The organism is Caballeronia sp. INML3B, assembly GCF_023631305.1.
GTDB lineage: Bacteria > Pseudomonadota > Gammaproteobacteria > Burkholderiales > Burkholderiaceae > Caballeronia > Caballeronia turbans.
On record NZ_JALQDI010000081.1, the window covers coordinates 168,532 to 192,917 of the forward strand.

The 24,386-nt window shown below is 64.0% G+C and carries 20 protein-coding genes; 10 read left to right on the forward strand and 10 right to left on the reverse strand.

All coding sequences use genetic code 11. The features are described 5' to 3' along the window. The first annotated feature begins 53 nt into the window (after positions 1 to 53). The 5 genes from NCS58_RS33040 to NCS58_RS33060 all read left to right on the forward strand — a co-directional run bounded on the left by NCS58_RS33040 (position 54) and on the right by NCS58_RS33060 (position 7,561). Complete coding sequence (locus NCS58_RS33040; protein ID WP_250539017.1) at positions 54 to 2,057, forward strand: LuxR C-terminal-related transcriptional regulator; 2,004 nt, start codon at positions 54 to 56, stop codon at positions 2,055 to 2,057. Positions 2,058 to 2,226: 169 nt separating this feature from the next. Further along, positions 2,227 to 3,375 carry a CaiB/BaiF CoA-transferase family protein gene (locus tag NCS58_RS33045; protein WP_250477976.1) on the forward strand — a complete coding sequence of 383 codons (1,149 nt, stop codon included), beginning with the start codon at positions 2,227 to 2,229 and terminating at the stop codon, positions 3,373 to 3,375. A gap of 12 nt (positions 3,376 to 3,387) precedes the next feature. Then, complete coding sequence (locus NCS58_RS33050; protein ID WP_284502513.1) at positions 3,388 to 4,536, forward strand: acyl-CoA dehydrogenase family protein; 1,149 nt, start codon at positions 3,388 to 3,390, stop codon at positions 4,534 to 4,536. Positions 4,537 to 4,724: 188 nt separating this feature from the next. Then, positions 4,725 to 6,377, forward strand: coding sequence for a sulfatase-like hydrolase/transferase (locus NCS58_RS33055; protein WP_284502515.1), 1,653 nt, complete (start codon positions 4,725 to 4,727; stop codon positions 6,375 to 6,377). Positions 6,378 to 6,433: 56 nt separating this feature from the next. Then, entirely contained in the window at positions 6,434 to 7,561 is a 1,128-nt protein-coding gene (locus tag NCS58_RS33060) for a formylglycine-generating enzyme family protein (RefSeq protein WP_250477977.1), read from the forward strand. A 69-nt stretch (positions 7,562 to 7,630) separates the two neighbouring features. On the opposite strand, the gene NCS58_RS33065 is transcribed toward NCS58_RS33060, so the two are convergent. The 9 genes from NCS58_RS33065 to NCS58_RS33105 all read right to left on the reverse strand — a co-directional run bounded on the left by NCS58_RS33065 (position 7,631) and on the right by NCS58_RS33105 (position 17,718). Further along, entirely contained in the window at positions 7,631 to 9,493 is a 1,863-nt protein-coding gene (locus NCS58_RS33065) for an acyl-CoA dehydrogenase (protein ID WP_250477978.1), read from the reverse strand. A gap of 86 nt (positions 9,494 to 9,579) precedes the next feature. After that, a complete protein-coding gene (locus NCS58_RS33070) occupies positions 9,580 to 10,020 on the reverse strand; it encodes a thioesterase family protein (protein ID WP_250477979.1) in 441 nt (146 codons plus the stop codon). 168 nt (positions 10,021 to 10,188) lie between these two features. Next, positions 10,189 to 10,401 carry a hypothetical protein gene (locus NCS58_RS33075; protein WP_250477980.1) on the reverse strand — a complete coding sequence of 71 codons (213 nt, stop codon included), beginning with the start codon at positions 10,399 to 10,401 and terminating at the stop codon, positions 10,189 to 10,191. 283 nt (positions 10,402 to 10,684) lie between these two features. Then, positions 10,685 to 11,887: an acyl-CoA dehydrogenase family protein gene (locus NCS58_RS33080; protein WP_250477981.1), complete on the reverse strand. Its 1,203-nt coding sequence runs from the start codon at positions 11,885 to 11,887 to the stop codon at positions 10,685 to 10,687. Between the two features lie 34 nt (positions 11,888 to 11,921). Beyond that, positions 11,922 to 13,619 carry an ABC transporter ATP-binding protein gene (locus NCS58_RS33085; RefSeq protein ID WP_250477982.1) on the reverse strand — a complete coding sequence of 566 codons (1,698 nt, stop codon included), beginning with the start codon at positions 13,617 to 13,619 and terminating at the stop codon, positions 11,922 to 11,924. A gap of 13 nt (positions 13,620 to 13,632) precedes the next feature. After that, positions 13,633 to 14,586: an ABC transporter permease gene (locus tag NCS58_RS33090; protein WP_061118695.1), complete on the reverse strand. Its 954-nt coding sequence runs from the start codon at positions 14,584 to 14,586 to the stop codon at positions 13,633 to 13,635. 19 nt (positions 14,587 to 14,605) lie between these two features. Continuing rightward, positions 14,606 to 15,586, reverse strand: a complete 981-nt coding sequence (locus NCS58_RS33095; protein WP_250477983.1) for an ABC transporter permease — start codon at positions 15,584 to 15,586, stop codon at positions 14,606 to 14,608. 12 nt (positions 15,587 to 15,598) lie between these two features. Then, the gene (locus tag NCS58_RS33100; protein WP_061118697.1) at positions 15,599 to 17,197 is read right to left on the reverse strand and encodes an ABC transporter substrate-binding protein; all 1,599 of its coding nucleotides are present in this window, start codon (positions 17,195 to 17,197) and stop codon (positions 15,599 to 15,601) included. Between the two features lie 176 nt (positions 17,198 to 17,373). Beyond that, entirely contained in the window at positions 17,374 to 17,718 is a 345-nt protein-coding gene (locus NCS58_RS33105; RefSeq protein ID WP_250477984.1) for a response regulator, read from the reverse strand. On the opposite strand from NCS58_RS33105, the gene NCS58_RS34430 reads away from it, so the two are divergent. The 4 genes from NCS58_RS34430 to NCS58_RS33130 all read left to right on the forward strand — a co-directional run bounded on the left by NCS58_RS34430 (position 17,717) and on the right by NCS58_RS33130 (position 22,950). Continuing rightward, positions 17,717 to 19,054, forward strand: a complete 1,338-nt coding sequence (locus NCS58_RS34430) for a transglutaminase family protein (RefSeq protein ID WP_311765935.1) — start codon at positions 17,717 to 17,719, stop codon at positions 19,052 to 19,054. The two genes, NCS58_RS33105 and NCS58_RS34430, sit on opposite strands and share 2 nt — an antisense overlap. A 42-nt stretch (positions 19,055 to 19,096) precedes the next feature. Then, entirely contained in the window at positions 19,097 to 20,155 is a 1,059-nt protein-coding gene (locus tag NCS58_RS33115) for a putative zinc-binding metallopeptidase (RefSeq protein ID WP_250477985.1), read from the forward strand. A 1,072-nt stretch (positions 20,156 to 21,227) separates the two neighbouring features. Then, complete coding sequence (locus tag NCS58_RS33125; RefSeq protein WP_250477986.1) at positions 21,228 to 21,593, forward strand: BON domain-containing protein; 366 nt, start codon at positions 21,228 to 21,230, stop codon at positions 21,591 to 21,593. 220 nt (positions 21,594 to 21,813) lie between these two features. Continuing rightward, on the forward strand, positions 21,814 to 22,950 hold the full coding sequence (locus NCS58_RS33130) for a branched-chain amino acid ABC transporter substrate-binding protein (RefSeq protein ID WP_250477987.1): 1,137 nt from the start codon (positions 21,814 to 21,816) through the stop codon (positions 22,948 to 22,950). 107 nt (positions 22,951 to 23,057) lie between these two features. Here NCS58_RS33130 and bluB read toward each other — a convergent pair whose 3' ends face one another. Then, a complete protein-coding gene (gene bluB / locus NCS58_RS33135; protein WP_250477988.1) occupies positions 23,058 to 23,708 on the reverse strand; it encodes a 5,6-dimethylbenzimidazole synthase in 651 nt (216 codons plus the stop codon). A 212-nt stretch (positions 23,709 to 23,920) separates the two neighbouring features. Between bluB and NCS58_RS33140 the strand changes: the two genes are divergently transcribed. Then, entirely contained in the window at positions 23,921 to 24,376 is a 456-nt protein-coding gene (locus tag NCS58_RS33140; RefSeq protein ID WP_250478015.1) for a ribonuclease, read from the forward strand. Positions 24,377 to 24,386 lie beyond the last annotated feature (10 nt).

The window sequence follows — 24,386 nt, forward strand, 5'->3', positions numbered from 1 at the left end:
TGATCCAGGAAGTGACGCGCGGCTGGCCGGCGAGCCTGCAACTCATCGCGATCATGCTGCGCAATCGCCCGGCCACGCGCGGCCAGTTGCCGGTGTTCCTGCGGCGCTCGGGCGACCTGCAGAACTACCTTGCCGAGGACGTGATCGCGCAGGTGCCCGCCGAGATGATCGCGTTCCTCGAAATGCTCGCGCCGCTGCGGCGCTTCAACGCGGCGCTCGCCGCGCACGTCACCGCGCGGACGCAAGCCGCCGATCTCCTGAAGCGCGCCGAAGAGGAGTTCCTGCTGATCCAGCGCGTCGAAACTGAGGATCGCACGCCGTGGTACCGCTTTCATCCGCTGCTCGGCGAGTTTCTCGGCAGCAGGCTGGCCGCGCGCGGCGGCGGGATCGTGCAGACGCTGCACCGGCGCGCGAGCGCGTGGTTCGCCAGCCAGCAGATGCTCGTCGCCGCCGTGCGTCATGCGAAGCTCACCGGCGACCTCGGGCTCGCGGTGCGGACCGTCGAAAGCGCCATGCCGCCCGACTGGCGTTTCAGCGCCGTCGGCGCGATGGTCCAGCTGCTCGATCATTTACCGGAGGACATGCTCGTCGAGCATCCGCGTCTTTCGTTTCTTGGCTGCCTGACCTACGCCCTGACCGCGCGGCCGGCGCAGGCACAGCGCTGGCTCGACCAGTTGCGGCGCACCGACGCGGCCCGCCTGCCCGGCATGGAGGTCCAGCTCGCGCTGGCGGAGGCGACCATCGCGATGCAGCGCGACGATGGCCGGCACGTCACCCGCCTGCTCGAGCGCCCGCAAGAGTCGTGGCCCTCGAACCGCACCTTGAAATACGTCTACGTCGGTGCGCTCGTGACCGCCTTCGCGCACGTGGGCCGTATTCGCGAAGCCCTGCGTCTGCATGACGAGCACGCCGTGCAGAGCGACGATCAGGGCAGCGAAATCGCGCTGATGTTCGAGGCCACGCTGCCCGCGACGTATCTGAAGCAAGGCCAGGTGCGCGAAACGGCCCGCCTCGGCGAGGCGCTGCTCGAGCAGGCCGAGACGACTTATGGGCGGCACTCGGTCTGCGCGGGCCTTTGCGCAGCGATGCTGGGCGATGCGTACTACGAGCTCGACCGCATCGCCGAGGCGCGCGACGTCCTCGCCAACCGGACCAGCTTGCTGCGCGCCTCGTGGCCCGACGTCATGGTGCAGGCATCACTCGTCCACGCCCGGCTCGACCGGCTCGATCAGGGCCCGGCAGCGGCCCTCGCCTTCCTTCAGCGGCAGGCCGCGCATCTGCAGGCGCTCGGCCTGCCGCGGCCCGCCGCGTTCATGCTGGGCGAGGCCGTGAAGATCCTCCTCGGCGACGGCGATCACATCCGCGCGCAGGGCGTCATGACGCAACTCGACGCGCTCGCCACCGCCAGCGAAGGCACAGCCGACCCCGCCTCGGCCGACGAGACACGGGCGATCGCGGCGCTCTCGCGTGCCCGCCTCGCCCTCGTGAACTGCAACGCATCCGAGGCGCTCAACGCCCTCCAGCAGGCGCGGGCCTTCGCGCTCGCCGCCGGCCGCGAACGCCTGCTCGTGCGCGTGAACCTGCTGGCGGCGGCCGCCTATGAGGACATCGAACAGACGCCGGCAGCCCGGCAGTGTCTCGTCGATGCCTTGAACACGGGCGCGGCGCTCGGACTCGTGCGCACCTTCATCGACGACGGCGAGCCGGTCACGCGGCGTTTCGCAACGCTGCGCAACACGGCGGCGCTCTCGCCGCAGGCCGCGGCGCTGCTCGACACGCTGCTGAAGCCCGGCGACGCCGCACACACGCCGCCGCCGGCGCGCGCCGGCAAACAGGACGCGCAGGCGCTCGCGCGAGAAGGCGTCAATCTCACGCCGCGCGAACGGGAAATCCTGCTGCTGATCTCGCAGGCCATGTCCAACAAGCGCATCGCCCTGACCCTGAACATCGCCGTCGGGACCACGAAATGGAACGTGCGCAACATCCTCACCAAGCTCGGCGTTTCCTCGCGCTATGACGCCATGACGTGGGCGCGCGAGCACGGCTTCATCAAATGAGCGTATCGGGCGCAACGTAAGCCGCCGCCCTCCGCGCCCCTGTCCAAATAGGGGGCGCGGCGCGCCTCCGCGATGCGCCGCTCGGCACCCCACCCATTCCTTCCGAGGGGGTGTCTGCGCGCGGCGCGCTCTCTATCATTGGCCGCATCCAACGATGATGAGGCAGACCATGGCGCCAGACTGGCAAGGCCCGCTCAGCGGTGTGCGCGTGCTGGAGATCGCAGGCATCGGACCGGGGCCGTTTTGCGGCATGCTGCTCGCGGATCTGGGCGCGGACGTGGTCGTGGTCGATCGCGTCGATCCCGACACCGACCGGATCGATCTCGGCAATCACGACATCCCGAATCGCGGCAAGCGCTCGGTGGCTGTCGATCTGAAAACGCCCGAGGGCGTCGGGACCGTGCTGCAACTGGCGAAACGATGCGACGCGCTGATCGAAGGCATGCGGCCCGGCGTGATGGAGCGCCTCGGCCTCGGGCCGGACGTGTGCCTGCAACATAACCCGCGGCTCGTTTACGGCCGGATGACCGGCTGGGGGCAAACCGGCCCGCTCGCCCATGCCGCGGGGCACGACCTCAACTACATCGCCTTGTCCGGCGCGCTGTGGTATTCGGGCCAGCCGGGCGAACCGCCCATTACGCCGCCGAGCCTCGTGGGCGACATCGGCGGCGGCGCGCTCTATCTCGCCGTGGGGCTGCTCGCGGGCATCATGCACGCGCGCGCGAGCGGCAAGGGGCAAGTGGTGGATGTCGCCATCGTCGACGGCAGCGCGCACATGATGACCTTGCTGCATGCGCTGCAGGCGTCCGGACAGTTCACGGCCGAGCGCGGCCGGAGCCTGCTCGACGGCCCGCATTGGTACAACACGTATCGCTGCGCGGACGGCGGGATGATCTCGGTCGGCTCGCTCGAACCGAAGTTCTATCGCCTGCTGCGCGACAAGCTCGGTTTCGCGGACGACCCCGCTTTCGACCACGCCTACGACGCGAGCGCATGGCCCGATCTGCGCCAGCGCTTCGCCGATCTCTTCGCCACACGCACCCGCGATGAATGGTGCGCATTGCTCGAAGGCAGCGATGCCTGTTTCGCGCCCGTACTGAGTCCCGAAGAAGCCGCGCTGCATCCGCATATGCAGGCGCGCGGCGTGTACACGCGCGCGAACGGCGTCCTGCAGGCTAACCCTGCGCCGCGCTTCTCGCTCGGGCCGCTGCCCGGACCCCGCCCGATCCCGCGGCGCGGCGAACACACGCAGGACATCCTGCGCGACTGGGACGGGCGCTCTGCGCCGCTCGCCCGGTCCGCCCCCGCCCCCACATGAGGACGACGATCCATGAGTAAAGACCTTTCCAGCCTGTTCCTCAGCGAGCAGCAGATCATGATTCGCGACTCGGCGCGCCGCGTCGCTCACGACATCATCGCGCCGACGGCTGCCCGGCGCGATCGCGAGTCCGCGTGGCCGCGCGCCGAAATCGAGGCGCTCGCCGAACTCGGATTTCTCGGCATGCTGGTGCCCGAGGCCTATGGCGGCACGGGCGCGGGCGTGCTGGACTTTTGCCTCGCGCAGCACGAGTTCGCCGCTCACGACGCGGGCCTCGCCACGATCCTGCACGTCCACAACTTCACGGCGATGTGCATCGCGGAGCACGGCACCGAGGCGCAGAAGCAGCGCTTCCTGCCCGCGATGGCGAGCGGCGAGTCGATCGGCGCCTTCCTGCTCTCCGAAGCGCATGCCGGCTCGGACACGGCGGCACTGCGCACGAGCGCGGTGCGCGACGGCGATCACTACGTTCTCAACGGCTCGAAGCAGTTCATCTCGAACGGGAGCGAGGCCGGCGTCGGCGTGGCATTCGCCATCACCGACAAGGCAGCGGGCAAGCGCGGCGCAACGACGTTCATCGTCGATCCGTCGCAGCCTGGCTACGCCACGACGCGCGTCGAGGAGAAGCTCGGCCAGCATACCGCCCACACGGCGCAGATCGCGCTCGAAAACTGTCGCGTGCCCGTGGAGCACCGGCTCGGCGCGGAGGGTGACGGCTACCGGACGGTGATGAGCGGTTTGTCGGATGGCCGCATCGGCATCGCGTTCATCGCTGCGGGCGCGGCGCGCGGCGCGCTCGACGCGGCGGTGAAATATGCCAATGAACGCGAGGCGTATGGCGCGCCCATCGCGCAGCTCCAGGCCGTCGCGTTCGATCTGGCCGACATGGCCGCGCAGGTCGACGTCGCGTTCCAGTATTGCGTTCACGCCGCGCGCTTGCGCGACACCGGCGTGGATTGCGTGAAGGAAGCGTCGATCGCCAAGCTCTTCGCGAGCGAGATGGCCGAGAAGGTCTGCTCGAGCGCGCTCCAGATTCACGGCGGCTACGGTTATCTGTGCGACTTCCCGGTGGAGCGCTATCTGCGCGACGTGCGCGTCTGCAAGATCTACGAAGGCACGAGCCACATTCAGAAGCTCATCATCTCGCGCAAGCTGGGCTGATACGCACTCGAAGCGCGCCCCCTATTCACGAGGGGTATTCGACGCGTCCGACGCTGTTAATTTCGCAAGTGAGTCGCGTCCCGGGCGCAACGACTGCGCCTGCGAACCGCGTGGCCGCGTGCGTCCCCCGCTCCCACGCGCCGTTCGCCGGCCAGTCGCCGTCCATTACTACAACAGCAGGAGACGCCATGAAACGCATCATCCCGGTCTTGCTTCTTGCAGCAGGAGCAGCACTGGCCATCTCGCACGCCGTCGGCGCGCAGACGATCACCGAACCGACCAGACAACAGGGCCTGGCCGGCTATGACCAGCCCAACCAGTATCTGGCGTCCCGCACGGTCAAGCTCGCGGACAACATGGAGCCGGTCGTCGCGCACGCCGATCAGGAGCAGGAGGCCGTCCGCAAGCTGGAGGCCCTGCAGAAGAAGACCGGCAAGCGTCCGAACATCGTGGTCTTCCTGCTCGACGACGTCGGCTATAGCGACTTCGGCTTCAACGGGGGCGGCGAGGCCGTGGGCAATGCGACGCCGGACATCGACCGCATCGCAAACCAGAGCCTCGTCTTGAGTTCGGCCTATTCCCAGCCGAGCTGCTCGCCCACTCGCGCGACGATCATGACCGGCCAGAACATGGCCCATCACGGCATCCAGATTCCGCCGATGTACGGCCAGCCGGGCGGCCTCGCCGGTCTCACCACACTGCCGCAACTGCTCTCGAACGCGGGTTACACGACCCAGGCGGTCGGCAAGTGGCACATGGGCGAGAACACGGGCTCGCAGCCGCAGAACGTGGGCTTCGACGACTTCCGCGGCTTCCTGTCGGTCTCCGATATGTACACCGAATGGCGCGACCCGCAGTACAACCCGGAAATCGCGCTGAGTCCCGAGCGCTATCGCTACATCGCCAATCTGCCGTTCAACAAGAGCGACGTGCACGCCGTGAAGGGCGGCAAGATCGAAAGCCTGTACGAAATCAACACCGATACCATCAAGGACCTGGACACGAAGTGGCTCGACTACACCGTCGATTTCCTGAACCGCGAGAAGAACGCGACTAAGCCCTTCTTCCTGTACTACGCGCCGCGCGCGTGCCACTTCGACAACTATCCCAACGCGCATTACGCCGGACGCTCGGCATCGCGCACGAACTATGGCGACTGCATCGTGGAGGTCAACGACATGTTCAAGAAGTTGATCGACACGCTGCAGGCGAACGGCCAGCTGGATAACACGATCGTGTTCTTCGCGTCGGACAACGGCCCGGAGCAGGAAGTCCAGCCGGCGGCACGCTCGATGTTTCGCGGCGGCAAGGGCTCGACGTGGGAAGGCGCGGTGCGCTCGCCCTTCTTCGTCTACTGGAAAGGCATGATCGAGCCGCGCCGCTCCGACGGCCTCTTCGATTTTGCCGACCTGTTCAATACGTCGATCGCGCTCGCCGGCACGCCGGACAAGGGCCTTTCGAAACTCGTGCCTTCGACGACCTACATCGACGGCATCGACCAGACTTCGTTCCTGCTCGCTGACAAGGGTGTCTCGAACCGGCGCAGCGTCATGTACTTCTGGAACGACGAGCTTTCGGCCGTGCGCGTCGACGAATTCAAGATGATGAAGAAGTTTCAGCTTCCGGACGCCGCGACCCGGAAGGGTTACAACGGCGGCTTCGCGGGGATGGTCGGCGACGCGTGGACCGTGCTGGTCTTCAACCTCTACGCGGACCCGAAGGAAGAGGAGTCGATCGCGATCCGCCATATCCCGGCCAGCGTCCCGCTCGTGATGGAGTTCGCCCGCTACCAGCAGGTGCTCAAGAAGTATCCGCCCAGAACGCAGGCCTCGTTGAAGTAGGCTCGAAACGCGCCGATGTCCAGCCCGACGTCGGCGCTTTCGGCATTGGACAAGCAATGAAGTCATCGAACAAGCATTGGCACAAGGCGGGCGCCGTCGCGCTCGCGCTTTTCCTGACCGGCACCGCCATCGCCGCGTATCAGCACTTCAAGGGCCCCGCACCGCTCGCCGTGGGCGACGGCGCGGCCGGCCCGAAAGACATGGTATGGATTCCCGGCGGCGATTTCCTGATGGGCAGCGAGCACCCGCGCGCGTTGCCCAACGAACGGCCCGCACACGAGGTCAGGCTGCATGGCTACTGGATCGACCGCCACGACGTCACCAACGCGCAATTCGCCCGATTCGTCGCCGCGACCGGCTATCTCACGACAGCCGAGCGCAAGCCGCGCTGGGAAGATCTGGCGGTTCAGCTTCCGCCCGGCACGCCGCGCCCCGCCGACGACACGCTCGTTCCCGGCGGCCTTGTTTTCACCGGCACCGACGCGCCCGTCGCGCTGAACGACTATTCGCGCTGGTGGAAGTTCGTGCCCGGCGCGAACTGGCGGCATCCGACCGGGCCGGACAGCAGTATCGCCGGCAAGGAGACGCATCCCGTCGTGCAGGTGTCCTATGAAGATGCGCTCGCTTACGCGCACTGGGCGCACAAGCGGCTCCCGACTGAAGCGGAGTGGGAATATGCGGCGCGCGGCGGTCTGGAACAGGCCGACTATGCGTGGGGCAACGAATTCACGCCGCGCGGCAAAAAGATGGCCAATACCTGGGACGATACGGCCCGACCATTTCCCGTCACGCTGGATCGCGGCAGCCAGGAGAAGGTTCAGGTGGGCACGACGGCCGTGGGCAGCTTCGCGCCGAATGGCTATGGTCTCTACGATATGGCCGGCAACGTCTGGCAATGGGTGGCCGACTGGTATCGCGCGGACGCGTTTCGCATCGAGTCGGCGTCAGGACGTGTCGTCAGCAATCCTTCCGGGCCTTCGTCGAGCTACGACCCGGATAACGGCCCGACCGCGTCGGCACCCGAACGCGTGACGCGCGGCGGCTCGTTCCTCTGCAGCGAAACGTACTGCATCAGCTATCGGACCAGCGCACGCCGCGGCACGGACCCGATGAACGGCATGTCGCATCTCGGCTTCCGGCTCGCCATGGACCAGGACGACTGGGAACGCGAAGCCCGCCATTGAGTTTGCGTCGTGCCGGGAATGGCGCCGCTGCATCGTCGAATGCAGCGGCGAATCAGGCTCTCGCGCGCTTCAGAACCACGCGTCCTGCATGTCGAACGCCGTGCGATCCAGCGACGCGAGCAGCGTCAACTGCGGACCGACGCGCGGCAATTCCCATCGATAGAAATACGCTGTTGCGGCGAGCTTGCCGCGATAGAACGCGCGGTCGTACTCGTCGCCGGTGCTGACGAGCGCGGCCTGCGCCGCGAGCGCCTGCTCGAGCCATATCCACGCCATCACGACGTGACCGAACGCCTCCAGATAAACCGAAGCGTTCGCGAGCGTCAACGCGGGATCGCCGGCGGCCCATAGTGTGTCGCTGACGTGCAGGAGGCGCGTCACGGTCTCATCGAGCGTCGCGCCGTATTCGACGAGCGCCGTATCGGCGGCCGCCGTCGCGCGCGCGGCGCTGGCCCGCATCCGCTCGACCAGCACGCGTAACGCCTTGCCGTCCTTCATCGTGACCTTGCGGCCGAGCAGGTCCAGCGCCTGAATGCCGTGCGTCCCCTCGTGGATCGGATTGAGGCGGTTGTCGCGATAAAACTGCTCGACGTTATATTCGCGCGTGTAGCCATAGCCGCCGTGCACCTGAATCGCGAGGTTATTGGCTTCGAGACACCATTGCGACGGCCAGCTTTTGGCGATCGGAGTCAGGATGTCGAGCAACAGCGAATATTTCTCCGTTGCCCGAGCGGCGTCCGCGGCCTCGGCGGCACGCGCTTCATCGACGAGCTTCGCGCAATATAAGTTCAGCGCGAGTCCGCCCTCCGCGTAGCTCTTCTGCGCCAGCAGCATGCGGCGGATGTCCGCGTGCTCCACGAGCCTCACCTGCGGGCTCGCCGGGTCCTTGCCGCCCGCTCCCGTGACCCGTCCCTGCGGACGGTTGCGCGCGTAGTCGAGCGCATGCAGATAGCCGGTGTAACCGAGCGCCGCCGCCCCGAGCCCGACCCCGATGCGCGCCTCGTTCATCATGTGGAACATATAGGTGAGTCCCTGGCCGGCCTCGCCCACGCGATAGCCGATCGCACCCGCCCGGCCTTCCGGCCGATGCTTCACGCCCTCGCCGAAATTCAGCAGGCAGTTGGTCGCGCCTCGATAGCCCATCTTGTGGTTCAGACCCGCGAGGACCACGTCGTTGTGCTCGCCGCGCGAGCCGTCCTCGCCGACCAGATACTTCGGCACGATGAAGAGCGAAATGCCCTTCACGCCCGGCAGCAGCTTGCCGTCGGGGCCGGGGATCTTCGCGAGCACGAGATGCACGATATTCTCCGACAGATCATGCTCCCCGCCGGAGATCCACATCTTGTTGCCACGCAGACGGTATTGCGCGCCGAGCGGCGAGTCGCTCTCGTACTCGGCTCGCGTCGCGATGTCCGAAAGCGACGAACCCGCCTGCGGTTCGGACAGGCACATCGTGCCGAAGAAGCGACCCTCCATTTCCGGCCGCACGAACGTGTCGATCTGCTGACGTGTGCCGTGGGCCAGCAGCAGATTAGCGTTGCCGATGGTGAGAAACGGATACGTCGTCGTGCCGATATTCGCTGCGTTGAACCAGGCAAAGGCCGCTTTTTCGAGCACCATCGGCAGTTGCATGCCGCCCAGCTCGTAGTCCTGGCCCGCAGCCATCAGGCCGGCTTCGCAAAAGGCGGTGAGCGCGCGCCTGACTTCGGGAATGATGTGCACGGTTTCGCCGTCGAAACGCGGCTCCTGCTCGTCGTTCTTCTTGTTATGCGTGGCGAAGAGATCGGTGGCGATCTTCTCGCAGGTGTCCAGTGCGGCGTCGAAGGTTTCGCGGGAATGGTCCGCATAACGCGCGGCGACCGTCAGCTTCTCGACATCGAGCCATTCGTACAGCAGGAAGTCCAGGTCGCGGCGCGAGAGGATCAATGACATTGCAGTCTCCTTTTCAACGAGTTTTCGTCGGCACCGCCTCGGGGCTCGGCATGGCGCCGAAGTCGTTCATCGACGGAAACGCGCGTTCATCGCGCCACTTCGACAGTCTGAAGCGCCCGGCGCAGTTCGGGCGACAGCGGCATCGGCCTGCGTGTCACCCGATCGACGTACACGTGTACGAAGTGGCCCTGCGCCGAGGCTATCTGGCCGTCGTTGGCAAATAGCCCGACTTCGTACTGCACGCTCGACGTGCCGAGCCGAGCCACACGCAACCCGGCATGCACGAGGTCGGGGAAAGCGATGGACGAGAAGTAATTGCAGGTCGTTTCCACGACGAGACCGACCGCGGGACTTGCGGCAAAGTCCAACATTTTCTGTTCCAGCAGCCAGGCGTTGACGACGGTATCGAACCAACTGTAATAGACGACGTTGTTGACGTGGGCGTAGACGTCGTTGTCCATCCATCGCGTGGTGATTTCGCGGAAGTAGCGGTAGGCGCTACGGCCTTGCGGTTGCGGCTTGCTCATCGCTTCAGGCCTCCGCTGCCGTGCGACGCACGCGGATACCGGCCGGCCTTGGTCTGAGCCGATCGACCGCGCCTCATGATGTGAATCACGTGATTCTCCTTTGGATCTGAGATGCAACACGGCACAAGGTGCGCCGTGGCATCGGCGCTTGCCTTTCAACGCATTCTTTCAACGCATTGCGTCGCGTGCCGCCTTGGGGCGCAACATGTCGTCGAAATCGTCCATCGACGGAAAGCGCAGCGGTTCCAGTTCATCGAGTCGCCGCAGCCGCTGTCGATATTGCTCGAGCATCGCCGTACGCTGTTCGGCTTGATGTAGGGCACATGCCAAGCGACGAAAGGCGGCAGCACGGTCATGCTGCAAGACGACTGCCTGCGACATCGAATGGATATGCCTCAGGAGTCTAGGATCGACGATGGCCGCGCGCCCCTTCCTTTTCGGACGGGGACGCGCGGCACTTGTCCGTGAAATGCACCGCTGCGAGCGACTGCTTGACCTCATCGCGCTCGTTTTTGTGACGAGAAATTGTGCGACTTGAAACGGGATCGAGGCTCGAGTCCGGCCCGCGCGGTAGCGCGCTCATGCCCGGACTTTGCAGCGTCATGGCGCCGGCTATCGCGCAGCGGGCTATCGCATCAGCGTCATCGACGCAACGCGTCACGCATCAGAACACGCGCCCTTCGGTCAGATGCGTCGTCACGCCGTTCAGCGCGTAATCGCCTATCACGCGCGCCTTGTGCAGCAGCGGGTTGTGACTGAAGATCGTGCGCAGGTTGCGCCAGTGGCGGTCGAAGTTGTGCGCCCGCGATGTCGCCGATGCGCCGCCCGCCTCGAACATGCGCTCCGCCGCACTCAATGCGAGCTTGCTGACGACGATCTGCGTCCTGGCGGTCGCGAGCGCGCCTTCGAGCACGAGCGCGTCGGCGTTCGCATCGCCGTTGCGGATCGCTTGCGACGATCGTTCGAGCACGCGCGCGTTGTCGCGCACGAGCGCGTCGATCGCGTGGCTGTTCGCCGTGAGTTCGCCGACGACCTGCTGAATGAACGCATCCTCGCGCGCCGACGGCGCCGCGCTGTGCAGCACCGGACGCCCGTGCTTCAGCACATAGCGCTGCGCATCCGCGACGACATTGCGCACGATGCCCGCCGCCACCGCCACCAGATGCAACTGGCGCAATGCGCCGCCGTGGCGCCCCGCGAGCGTCGTCTGCACGCGCGGCGTGACTTCGTCGGCGTGCACGATGAGATCGTCGAACTCGAGGCTGCCGCTCGCGGTCATGCGCTGCCCCATGCCATCCCAGTCGTCGAGCACGCTCAGACCCTCGCGTCGAACCGGCACGACCGCAATCGCCGCTTCGCCGTGTTCGTCCTGCACGTTCAGGCGCGCGTAGTCGGAAAACGCCGTGCCCGTTGCGTAATACTTGCGCCCGGTAAGACGAAAGTGATCGCCTTCGCGCCGCAGTTGCGTCGTGATTTCACCGGGACGCGAGGTGCCCGCTTCCGTCGATGCGCCGCCGAAAATCGCGCCTTCCGCCACGCGCCTGATCTGCAATTCGTTGAACGGCGTGCGCGGCGAGAGCAGCAACGCTTCGGTCTGGTCGTAGTGGATGCGCAGTGCGTGCGCGACGTTGCTTTCGTGCGCGGCGAGCGTCGCGATCACCTCGAAAACGTCTTCGAGCGAGCCGCCGAGCCCGCCCCACTCCAGCGGGAAACGCAGCTTGCCCAAGCCCGATCGACGAAAGAGCGCGAACGCCTCGAAGGGCAGTTCACGACGCGTCTCGCGCGCGGCGGCGTCTTCGCCGATGGCCTTTGCCAGCTCGGGCAATGCGGCGAGCGCGGCTTCGAGGTTCTGATTTCTGTTCGACATGTGACGTGAATTTCCTGTTGTCCTGATGCGGGTTCTACGCGGCCTGCGCATCGAAGCGCTTCCCGGGGATCGCATCGAGCAGCGTGCGCGTGTAGGCATGCTGCGGCGCGCGCCATATTTCGCGATGATCTCCGCTCTCGACGATGCGCCCGCCGTGCATCACATGCACGCGATCGGCGATATAGCGCACCACCGAAAGATCGTGCGATATGAAGAGATAGGCGAGCCCGAGATCGCGCTTGAGCTCGACGAGCAGATTGAGTATTTGCGCCTGAATCGACACGTCGAGGGCGGACACGGGCTCGTCGCAAATCAGCAGCGACGGTTCGAGCACGAGCGCACGCGCAATGCCGATGCGTTGCCGCTGTCCGCCCGAAAACTCGTGCGGAAAGCGCTTGAGCGCAATGCTCGGCAGGCCGACGCGATCGAGCATCGTCGCGGCGCGCGTGCGTCTTCGATGCGCGTCGCCGATACCGTTCACGGCCATCACCGTCTCCAGAATCTCACCGACGGTGCGTCGCGGGTTCAGCGATGCATACGGGTCCTGAAACACCATCTGCACCTGACGGCGCAGCGGCCGCAATGCGCGCTCCGACAGCGGCACGAGATCGGCACCGCGCAAGCGTATCGCGCCATGCGTTGCAGGCACGAGTCGCAGGATCGCTTTCGACAGCGTCGATTTTCCGCAGCCGGACTCACCGACGAGCCCGACGGTCTCGCCTCGCGCGATATCGAACGACACCCCATCCACCGCACGCAATGCGCCCTTGCCGTGCCGATGCGCGTACTCCACCGTCAGATCCTGCAGCGAAAGCAACGGCGCGCTTTCATCGTGCGCGACGCCGTCCGCGCGCGCGGCGCTCACAGGCGCGAGCGGCGTGACATTGAACGCGGGCGCGCCGTCGTCGCTGCGCACGTGCCGGATCTCCGGCAGCTTCCAGTCGCGGTAATGCAGATCCGTCGATACATTGAGCGATGCGCCCAGCAGACCGCGCGTGTAAGCGTGCGACGGCCGCTCGAAAAGCTGCGCGACGGGCGCTTCCTCGACTTTCTCGCCCGCGAGCATTACCGCAACGCGGTCCGCGTGCTCGGCCACGACACCGAGATCGTGCGTGATGAGCAGCAGCGACATCGACAGTTCGCGCCGCAACTCGGCGAGCAAGTCGAGAATGCGCGCCTGAATCGTGACATCGAGCGCGGTGGTCGGCTCATCGGCGATCAAAAGACGCGGACGACAGGCCACGGCCATCGCGATCATCACGCGCTGCCGCTGACCGCCTGACAGCTCATGCGGATAGTCGGCCACGCGCCGGTGCGGCTCCGGGATATGCACGCGATCGAGCAGTTCGATCGCGCGCCGCGCCGCCGCTTCCTTCGACAGCGATTCATGCCGTCGCAAGGTCTCGACGATTTGCGCGCCGATGGACAGCACCGGGTTCAGCGACGTCATCGGCTCCTGAAAGATCATCGAAATCTGACTGCCGCGCACATCGCGCATCTCACGCGGCGTCAGGGCGAGCACGTCGCGTCCGTCGAAACGCACGCTGCCCGTCACGCGGCCGGGCTCGGGCACGAGCCGCATCAGCGAGAGCGCAGTCGCGGACTTGCCGCAGCCCGATTCGCCGACGAGCGCAAGCGTCTCCCCTTCGGCCAGGTCGAGGTCGATGCCGCGCACGGCGCGATGCGCGCCGAAACTCACACGCAAATCGCGCACTTCAAGAAGATTCGCCATGTATCGGCCTCGGTCAGGAACGTTCGCGCATGCGCGGATTGAGTGCGTCGTTGAGGCCGTCGCCGAGCAGATTGAGCGCGAGCACCGCGAGCACGATCGCCGCGCCCGGGAGCGCCGTCAGATACCACGCGGTACGCAACGAATCGCGCCCCGCGCCGATCATGCCGCCCCACGTGACGACGTTAGGGTCGCCCATGCCGAGAAACGACAGCGACGATTCGATCAGAATCGCGCTCGCGACCATCACCGATGCGGTGACGATCACCGGCGGCAGCGCGTTCGGCAGGATCTCGCCGAAGATGAGGCGCGCGTCGGAAAAGCCCTGACTGCGCGCGGCGAGCACGAAGTCCGCCTGGCGCAGCGTGCGGAATTCGGCGCGCACGATACGCGCGACCGTCGGCCATGAAGCAACGCCGATGGCGAGCGCGATCACCGTCACGCTCGGCCGTCCGATGGCGACGATCACGATCACGAGCAGAAACGACGGCACGGTCTGAAACAGCTCCGTGATGCGCACGAGGAGATCGTCGATCACGCCGCCGAAGAAGCCTGCGATCGCGCCGACGAGCGTGCCGATGACGAGCCCGATCGCCGCCGCCGATGCCCCGATCAGCAGCGATACGCGCGTGCCGTGCGCGATGCCCGCGGCGACGTCGCGGCCGAGCGAATCGGTGCCGAGCCGGTAGAGCGGATCGCTGCCGGGCCATTCGAAAGGCGCCGCGACCATGTCGAGCGGATCGCCGGGAAAGAGATGGGGCGCGGCGAGCGCGAGCGCAATGAACGCCGTCAGCAGGACGATGCCCGCGAGCGCCGAAGGATTGCCGAGCAGCGCACGCCAGACGCCCCGCGAGGCGTGCGCGGACGGCACGCCCCGAGCGCTTCGCGCGCCGAAGAGCGCGCCCGCGAGTTGTCGCCGCCATGCCGAGCCATGAGCGGATGAAGCAAGTTCGGTGGAATCGGAAGCCATGCGTATTCGAGTTGACGAGTCAGGCGATGCGCGGATCGAGCCACGCCTGCAACAGATCGACTGCCACGTTGGCGACGATCACGAGCAGCGACGAGAGCAGCAGCACGCCGAGCAGCACGCTGAAATCGCGGGCCATGACGGCATCCAGTGCGAGACGCCCGAGGCCCGGCCAGCTGAAGACGGTCTCGGTGACAGCCGCGCCGCCGAGCAGCGTGCCGAAATGAATGCCGATCATGGTCGTGAGCGGCATCAGCGCGTTGCGCAGCACGTGGCGCACCGTGACGCGCAATGGATGCAGTCCTTTCGCATGGGCGGTGCGCACGAAATCCTGGCGCTGGACTTCGAGCATCGCGGCGCGTGTGAGACGCGCGTAGATGGCGACGAAGAACGTCGCGAGCGTCACGGCGGGCAGCAGCACATGCCTCGCCACATCGGCGAACCGGGCGAAACCGTGCAGTTGCGCGCCGATGGTGGCATCGCCGCCGCTCGGCAGCCAGCCGAGATGCACCGAAAACAGCACGATGGCGAGCAGCCCGATCCAGAAGCCCGGCGTCGAATAGAGCAGCAGCGCGAGCACGGACAACACGCGATCCGGCCACTTGCCCGCCCAATGCGCCATGACCGCGCCCAGCACGACACCCGCGACGAGCGCAAGCCCGAGCGCCGTGCCCATCAGCAGCAAGGTGTTCGGCAGGCGCGAAAGGATCAGTTGCAGCACGGGCGCGTCGTAGCGCGGCGAATAGCCGAGACTGCCGTGCGCGAGATGCGAAAGATACGCGCCGAGCTGATGCAGCACCGGCTGATCGAGGCCGAACTTCGCGCGCAATGCCTGGAGCGTTTCGGCGGTGGCGGAACCCGCTTCGCCGGCAAGCACGTCGGCGGCGTCGCCGGGCATCAGCTTCAGAAGGAAGAAGTTCAGGATCACGATGGCGAGCACCGTCGGCAGAGCCTGCCATGCGGTGCGTCGCGCGATTGCGGCGAAGCGCGTGCGTCGGTTCATCGCTCGCAATCCTCAGGCGCTCAGATAGACATCGGCGAGATTGCCTTCGAGCCCCTGCGCCGACACCGTGTGATTGCGCACCCGCCGGTTCGCGACCGTGACCATGCGCGGCGCCACGAGATTGAGAATCGGCAGATCGCGATAGACGATCTGCTGAAACTGCTGGTACAGCGCCACGCGCTTTGTCTCGTCGGTTTCGATCGACGCCGATTCGAGCAGCGCATCCACTTGCGCGTTGCTGTAATGCGGCGCGTTCGAGAACGGCACGCCGGGCCGAATATTCTTCGACCAGTAGAGGCGCTGCACGCCGACACTCGGATCGAACAACGTATTCACTCCGATGCTCGTGAAATCGAACTGCCGGTCCGCATACACGCGTTTGAGGAACGAGGGCAAATCCTGCGAGCGCACGGTCACGTCGATGCCCACGCGCGCGAGCGCCGATTTCACGTAATCGGCCTGACGGCGGTACATATCGCCGTAGGGCAGAAAATCGTGCGTCAACTGAAAGCGCGGGCCGCCGTTCTTGCGGGGATAACCTGCGGCGTCGAGCAGCTTTTCCGCGTTCGCGGTATCGAACGGATAAGGCGCGAGCTTTGCATCGTGGTAGGGCGATGCGGGCGTGATCGGCGTCGGCGAGATATCCGCATAGCCGTAGGCGATCGTCTTCTGCACGACTTGCGGATTGATCGCATGCGCGATCGCCTGGCGCACGCGGACATCTTTCAGGATCGGATGATCGAGATTGAAGTCGATCTCCGAAAGCGGCTCCAGGAAGCGATAACCGCGCGTTTCCACGGCGAGTTGCGGCAATTGCGTAAGACGCGGCAAATCCGAGAGCGGCACGGGATTTTCGCCGCCGAGGTCGAGCGCGCCGGTTTCGAACGCGGCGGACCGCGCGGCGGCATCGGGAATCACCTTGAACACGAGCGAATCGATGTAGGGCTTGCCCGCGTCCCAGTAATCCGGATTGCGCTCGTAGACGATGCTCGCGCCGCGCGCCCATGACTTGAAGCGGAACGGCCCGGTGCCGATGGGCGCATTGTTGTGCGGGTTGGTGAGCGGATCACCGTTCGCATACAGATGTTTCGGCACGATCGGCGATTCGCCGGCGGACAGCGCCTTCAGCAGATACGGCGCGGGCTTCGACAATTCGATGATCGCGGTGCGCGCATCGGGCGTCGATACGCGCGTCACGTTGGCGAAGGTGCTGCGTCCGCGCGGATGAATCGATTTCAACAGTTCGATGGAGAACGCGACATCCGCCGACGTGAACGGCTCACCATCGTGCCACTTCACGTTCTGACGCAGCGTGAACGTGTATTTCAGGCCGTCCGGGCTCGCGTTCCATGCGGTCGCGAGTTGCGGCTTCGGTTTGAGATCGAAGTCATAGGCGAGGAGGCCTTCGAGCACCTTGGAACTTGCGACGAGCGCGGGTCCTGTCGTCTGAAAGATGGAGACGAGCACGGGCGGCTCGGGGTTGATCAGCATGTTGAGCGTGCCGCCGCGTTTAGGCGTTGCGTCTTGCGCGTATGCGAGCGGAGACAGGCCGGCGGACGCGAGCGCCACGCCCGATGAAACCAGAAAATCGCGTCGGTTGAAGCCTGCCATGTCTTGCCGTTCCTATTTGTTCGTTGTTCGACGACGGCCTGTGATGCGCCGCAGCGAGCACGATAAAACGGCGGCGCGCGCGCGTGAACGAACGGTTACGCATAAGAAAAGCATGACGCTTCGAAAAGCATGTGACGCTGTAAGCGATAACGAATCGCAACGATAAGAACGGCGCCTCAGCAGCCCTGGATGATGCGGGTCAGGCCGACGTCGGTTACTGGCTTGGTGACGTAACCGTCGAATTCCGCGATTTCGTCTTCTTCGAGATCGACTCTACCCGTTACCGCGACGATGCAGGCGTGCGTCGAGCTTCCTGCCGAGCGGATGTATTTACACAGGGTGAGACCGTCGATATCGGGCAGGCCGATGTCCATGAAAATGGCGTCGTATCGGGTTTCGGCGGCGAGGCGCAGCGCGACGCCGCCGTCATGAGCGAGGTGCGATTGATGACCGAGAGAAACGGCAAGCGCTGCAAACGCCTCGGCCGAGCCGACGTCATCCTCGACGAATAGAAATAGCATGTCGTCCTCGAAAAATGATCGTAGCTTGTCTGTAAAGGGCGTTGCGCCTGAATCGTCATCGCTGATGGTTCGCGTGATGTCGACGCCGGCGCGTCAGGCCGGTGCAGAGCCGCTGAATGTTGACAACTTCCGAGCATGGGCCGTGCCCGCGTCATCTTTGGCTCGCTCGGCTGACGGCGGCGGCAGAGGATGTTCATTGGTCTGCGGGTCCTTTCGTCCGCTGGCGCGATGCTGCCAAGCGTTTACCGCTTATTTTCGCGGCTTGCAGCGTGTGAATCTCGCTTTGTGCGAGTCCGCGTGCTTATCCATCAATTTTGGGTACGACGGTTGCGTTCTATATAGCGAGCGCCGCGTGCTCTCCGCGTTGGGCGGGCTCATGCACGCAATCGGTGAAAACGGGTCAATTTCGCAATCGCTCCATGCCACCCGATGGCAGGCGTGCTCCGACCCGCCGTATCAGAACGCCTTGTCGATCCCGACGCACTCGCGGGATCTCTTTTTATCCGGTAGCAGGAGCGTCGGTTCCATGAAACTTCGTGTTGGCTTCCAGTTGACCTATGCCTGCACACAGGCGACGCCTGCTGTGCTGATGATGAACACGCACCCATCGATGGCGCAAAACGTGTTGGAGGCCGATCGCATTTCATTCGATCCGCCATTGTCTTTCACGCACTACTACGATGCATTCGATAACCTTTGCACACGCATCGTCACGCCCTCGCAGGGTCCGCTCATCGTGGCAACCGAAGGGGTGCTCGACGTGCCGGATACGCAGGAGACTTATCCCGCGGACGGCAGTCAGCATCCGGTGGAGTCTTTGCCGGTCGATTGCCTTCAGTTTCTTCTCGGCAGTCGCTACTGCGAAACGGATCTGCTCTCGGACACGGCCTGGAGGCTGTTTAGCGGCGTTCCCGCCGGTCGCGCCCGGGTGCTCGCCATCTGCGATTACGTGCATGGTCATATCAAGTTCGACTATCGCTTCGCCCGACCCACCAGAACGGCATTCGAAGCCCACAGCGAAGGAATCGGCGTTTGCCGGGACTACGCGCATCTGGCTATCGCGCTGTGCCGCGCCATGAATATTCCCGCCCGGTATTGCACGGGCTACATCAGCGATGTCAATCTCCCGCCGCCCTACGCGGATCAGGATTTCTGCGCATGGTTCGACGCCTACCTCGGCGGCACGTGGCAAACCTTCGATCCGCGCAACAACGCACCGCGCACGGGCCGGGTGCTCATGGCGCGTGGCCGTGACGCGGCCGACGTGCCGATCAGCATGACTTTCGGAGACGCCGATCTGATCAAGTTCAAGGTCATTTGTGAGCCGCATGAATAATCCCCGGGCTTGTCGCGCCGCTTCAATCTTTCCAGGCCCACAATGAAGACCTTCCACTGCACCGCTTGCGGCCATCTGATCTTCTTCGAAAACGTTCAATGCGAACGCTGCGGCATGTTGCTCGGTTTTATCCCTGAATCAGGTGAGATGAGCGCGTTCGTCAAGGAAAGCGCGGGTCGTTGGAGGGCACAGCTCACGGGCGACGGTGCGCTTTACAGGCCGTGTCATAACTACGCCGTCGAGAAGGTATGCAACTGGATGATCCCGGTTGAATCCGACAATCGGTTCTGTCAGTCGTGCCGCCTCACCTCCGTCATTCCGAATCTCAGAGCGCGTCGACGTAAAGGTTATTGGTCGAGATTGGAAGCCGCGAAGCGCCGCTTGCTCTACACGCTGGCCGTCCTGGGACTGCGGATCGAGACGCGCGAACAAAATCCCGAAACGGGTCTGCAATTCGAGTTTCGCGAGAGTCTTCGTGATTCAAAGGTCACGACGGGCCACGACAACGGTCTTATCACCATGAACATCGCCGAGGCCGACGATCTTCGACGGGAGCGAGTGCGCATTGCGTTAGGGGAACCGTATCGGACTTTGCTCGGGCACTTCAGGCACGAGATAGGACACTACTATTTCGACCGGCTGGTGGCGGGCACGAAGCATTTGCGAACGTTCAGGGCGCTGTTCGGCGATGAGCGCATCGACTATCGCGATGCGCTGAAAACGCACTATCGGAACGGCGCACCGGCGGATTGGGGAAAGGCGCACGTCAGCGCTTATGCCACCATGCATCCCTGGGAGGATTGGGCCGAGACATGGGCACATTATCTACATATGGTGGACACGGTCGGCACGGCTCGGGCATGCGGAATCAGTATCGATCCCGAGAATTTAAGCGAGCCCGACGCAGTGGATCGAGCGAAGTCCTCTTCGCCGTCCTTCGATGAGCTCATCAAACAGTGGTGTCCCCTCACCTATGCGATGAACAGCCTGAATCGAAGCCTGGGCATGCCCGACCCTTATCCGTTCACGCTCGCACCGGTAGCCGTTCAGAAACTCGAATTTGTACATCGCGTAATCGATGCACAAAGGACGGCTGTATAAGCGGATAGTTTGGAGAGGCGAAACCGGCGGACAGCGCCGGCATCGAACCAGCAGCCGGATGCGTGCCCGCGGTCGCCCGAGTCCTGTCGACGGAGCCCTTTAAAGCAGCGAGACTGAACGGCTACTTCTTCTTTTGAGCACTCGTCAAACCCGTGGTCCTGGGAACGGGGACCTTGAAGGGATCGGCGACTGGAGAAGAGATTTTCTTCGGTTGCTTGGGCTTTTTCGCCTCGCGATTACCACGTAATTGACCCTTTGCCATTTTTCCACCCCTGTTCGGCGACCATGAACAGGTCGCTCTATCGGCCATTTTGGACCTGTTCGCGGTTGCTGTCGCGATCTATTTCGAGAGTTGGCCGCATACCGTGCAAACGCGGCCTTTACATGAACGATCCGACGATTGTCCTTGCTTTGTCGGTTCATTCGGCGCACCCTTGCGCGGCCGGCCGCATCGCTGCGAGTGAATGAAGTTTCGTGGGCGGTCGACATCATGTCCAGGAAATCCGCGTAGGACGCTGCGCGCGAAAGGGCGCCTGACGCCCCTTTTTCTTTTTCGTCGTGCATCGAAGCCTCTGTGTCAACGACCTCCTTCTTATGGGCATCAATATGCAAAAGCAACCCTCGGTCTACCCCGCTACGCAGTTCAGAAAGCCGGAAGTTTCGATAACCCAGAAAGCGCGAGCCGAGTCCTTGCGGCAAGCGGATTTGGATCGCGCCGAAAAGCGGCTTCGGGACGATGCGCGCATCGATGTCAACGCTGCGAAATGGCGTTACGTCTGTACGGGCAGTTAGGCGAGAAAAGAATAGAAGTTGGCTCTGCCGATACCGAGCCGATTCATCGTACCAATCGGTTGCTCTTTCGGTCGTCGACGTCAACATTGATGCGCCGCAAATTGGCCGCAACAAGCAGTATTCAGCCACGCGCGATATCAGAACGCTCACCTGACAATACCGCGCAGATCGGCGTATCTTTACTTCCCAGCGCACTTCCCGGGCTTGCCGCCGTCCGCGTGCGAGGGCAATGTCCATCGTCCAGTGCGTTTGAACAACCTCGTCAAAAGGGAGATTCACAATGAATGCACGAAAACCACTCGCCGTGGCGGCCAGCATCCTCGTGATCGCCGCATCGTTCAACTTGGGAATCGTGAGCGCCTACGCCCAGAGCAGCGGCGCCGCATCGGCGGCACCGGCCGCGCCGAGCGCGAAATCGACCAAAGCGGCCAACAGGCAGCTCGCCAAGGATGTGCGCAAGAGCCTCACCAAGGTAAAGGGTTTGAGTACATCGAACATATCGGTTCGTGCGAACGGCGGCGCTGTGACGCTCGCGGGCACCGTCCCCGATGCCGCGCAAATCGACCAGGCAACCGAAGCGGCCAAGGCGACGGCCGGGGTGACGTCCGTCAGGAACGCGCTGACGATCCGCGAAATCGGGCAATAAGTCAGGCCTGCTTCGCCACGTGGATCGGCAACGAGAATTCATGCCGGTCCACGGCGGATAACGATGCGGCATGTCTCTGCGGAGCTTGATGTCGCTGGGCGTATCAATGCCTTCCGAAACATGTCTTGAACCGGGAACATTGGCGATATAGTGACTCGCAAAGCGGCAGACTCGCTGTACTGGCTCGACCGCGTGACATTCCTCCAACGAGTGCCCTGTCATGAAAACGATCCTTTCCCTTCTCGCGGCGACCGCGCTCTGCATCGCCCCGCTCGTAGCCAGTGCGCAGCAAAACGTTCGTATAGGTGTTTCCGCGCCGCTCACGGGCATGGGCGCGGCCAATGGCAAGGACATCGAAAACGGCGTGCGTCTGGCTGTGGAAGAGGCGAACGCTCAACACATGAACATCGGCGGACAGCCGGTTCAGTTCGAGCTTGCTTCCGTCGATGATCAGGGCGATCCGCGCATCGGCGTTCAGGTGGCGCAGAAGCTCGTCGACGACGGCGTCGTGGCCGTGGTCGGCTACTACAACTCAGGCGTGGCACTTCCTTCCTCGCCGATATTCGCGCGCGCGGGCATTCCGCTGATCGATCCGGCGGCAACGAATCCGGCCATCACGCGGCAGGGGTTGAACAATGTGTTTCGCATCATCGCGACCGACACGCAGAACTCCGGCAACGCCGGCACGTATGCCGTCAACGTGACGAAAGCCAAGCGCATCGCCGTGATGGACGACCGGACCGCCTTCGGACAAGGCGCGGTCGAGGAATTCAAGAAGGCCGTGAAAGCGGCCGGCGGCCAGATCGTATCGGAGGAATACACCAACGACAAAGCCGTCGAATTCAACGCGCAACTCACGAACATCAAAGCGGCCAACGCCGATCTTCTGTATTTCGGCGGGCTCGACGCGCAGGCGGGCCTGATCGTCAAGCGCATGAAGCAGCTCGGCATACGCGCACAGTTTGTCGGAAGCGGCGGGATCGCCGATAGCGTCTTCATCAGTTCCGCGGGAAGCGCGGCGGAAGGCGCAATGGCCTGGGAATACGGCCGGCCCGTCGATTCCTTACCCGAAGGCCGCGCGTTCGCGGAGAAATTCAAGAAACGCTTCGGCGCGGAAACGCTGACCTATGCGCCATTCGCCTATGACTGCGCGTGGCTTGCCATTACCGCGATGAAACAGGCGAATTCCGTGAAGCCTGCCGTGTTCATGCAGACTCTCCGTACGATTCAATACAACGGTATCACCGGACATATTTCATTCGATAAATACGGAGATCTGAATAACCCGACATCGACGCTTTATCAGGTGAAGTCGATGAAATGGCAACCGGTGACGACCATCGGCGCGGAGAAGTAAAGAAGGTCGCCGCATGTAGCAGTTTTATCGACCTTCGACGACCGGTATGCACAGCTTTATCCACAGAATCTGTGGATAAAGTGGTTGTCATTAGACGGCCGCGCTGCCTAATCCTTCGCTGACGGCCATTCGTTCTCGAAGACGCATTCTTCGATGGAACGGCGCTTCGCCCAATGCTCGGTCTCGAGCATCGGTGCATCGTAGAAGTGTTCGACATGTCCCACGCAGAGAATCGCGATGGGTCTCGCGCCCACGGGCATACTCAACAACGCGGCGACTTCCTGGGGATCGAACAGGGAAACCCAGCCCATTCCGAGTCCTTCCGCGCGTGCGGCGAGCCACATGTTCTGGATCGCGCAGGCTACCGAAGCGAGGTCCATTTCGGGAAGTGTGCGCCGTCCGAATACATGGTTCTCGCGGCCGTCCATCAGGGCCATGACGAGCACCTCGGCACAGTCACGCAGGCCCTCCACCTTGAGTCGCATGAACGAATCGCGCCGCTCGCCGAGGGCATCGGCTGTGAGCAGGCGTTCTCGTTCGACAGCGTCCCGCAACTGCGCACGACGGTGCGCACACGTGATGCGCACGATGCGCCAAGGCTGCATGAAGCCGACACTCGGCGCATGCAGCGCCGCGTCGATGAGCCGCTGCATGACGGGCGGCGCGATGGGGTCGCTCACGAAGTGACGCATGTCGCGACGCTCGTGAATGGCGCGGTAGACCGCTTCGCGATCCGCCTCGCTGAATGCTTTTTCCATGGATTTCGGCGAAGGTTCAACTCGTGGACAAGCATGATACTGCGGGGGCTTTGGAACTCGCCCGAGAAGCCTTCCCACGCGGTGTGGCACTCAACCTGCTTGTCCTACAAAAGCCGCCAAATCGCAGCCGAACATTGATTCGCCCCGCTATTAGCGATACCTTTACATCCATCCTGGTCGTCGAATCCCGTCAACGCGTGGAGAACCGTTTCGTGAAGAATGCGTGGGTTTTCTGCTGCATCGTTGCCTCGAGCGCGATTGTCGGCGGATGCGGCAAAGGGGGATCGCAAAACGCTACGGAGGCATCGGGCGCATCCGCGAGCCAGGCGCCGGTCCAGCCGGCGCAGGGCGCGAGCGATATACCCTCCGCATCCGGTGCGCTGGGCGCTATCGCCAAGGCGCAGCTACCCGGCGAAGCAGCGGAGACACTGCGGCTGATCAAGGCGGGCGGCCCGTATCCTTTTAGCGAGGACGGCGTCGTGTTCCGCAACAGTGCGCTCTTGCTGCCGAAGCATCCGCGCGGCTACTACCACGCATACACGGTCCGCACGCCCGGCTCGACCGATCGCGGACAGCGCCGGATCGTATGCGGCGGACCGCGCGGGCAAACCGGCGAGTGCTATTACACCGACGATTACTACGTCAGCTTCAAGCGCATTGGGGAATGAGGACTAGCGG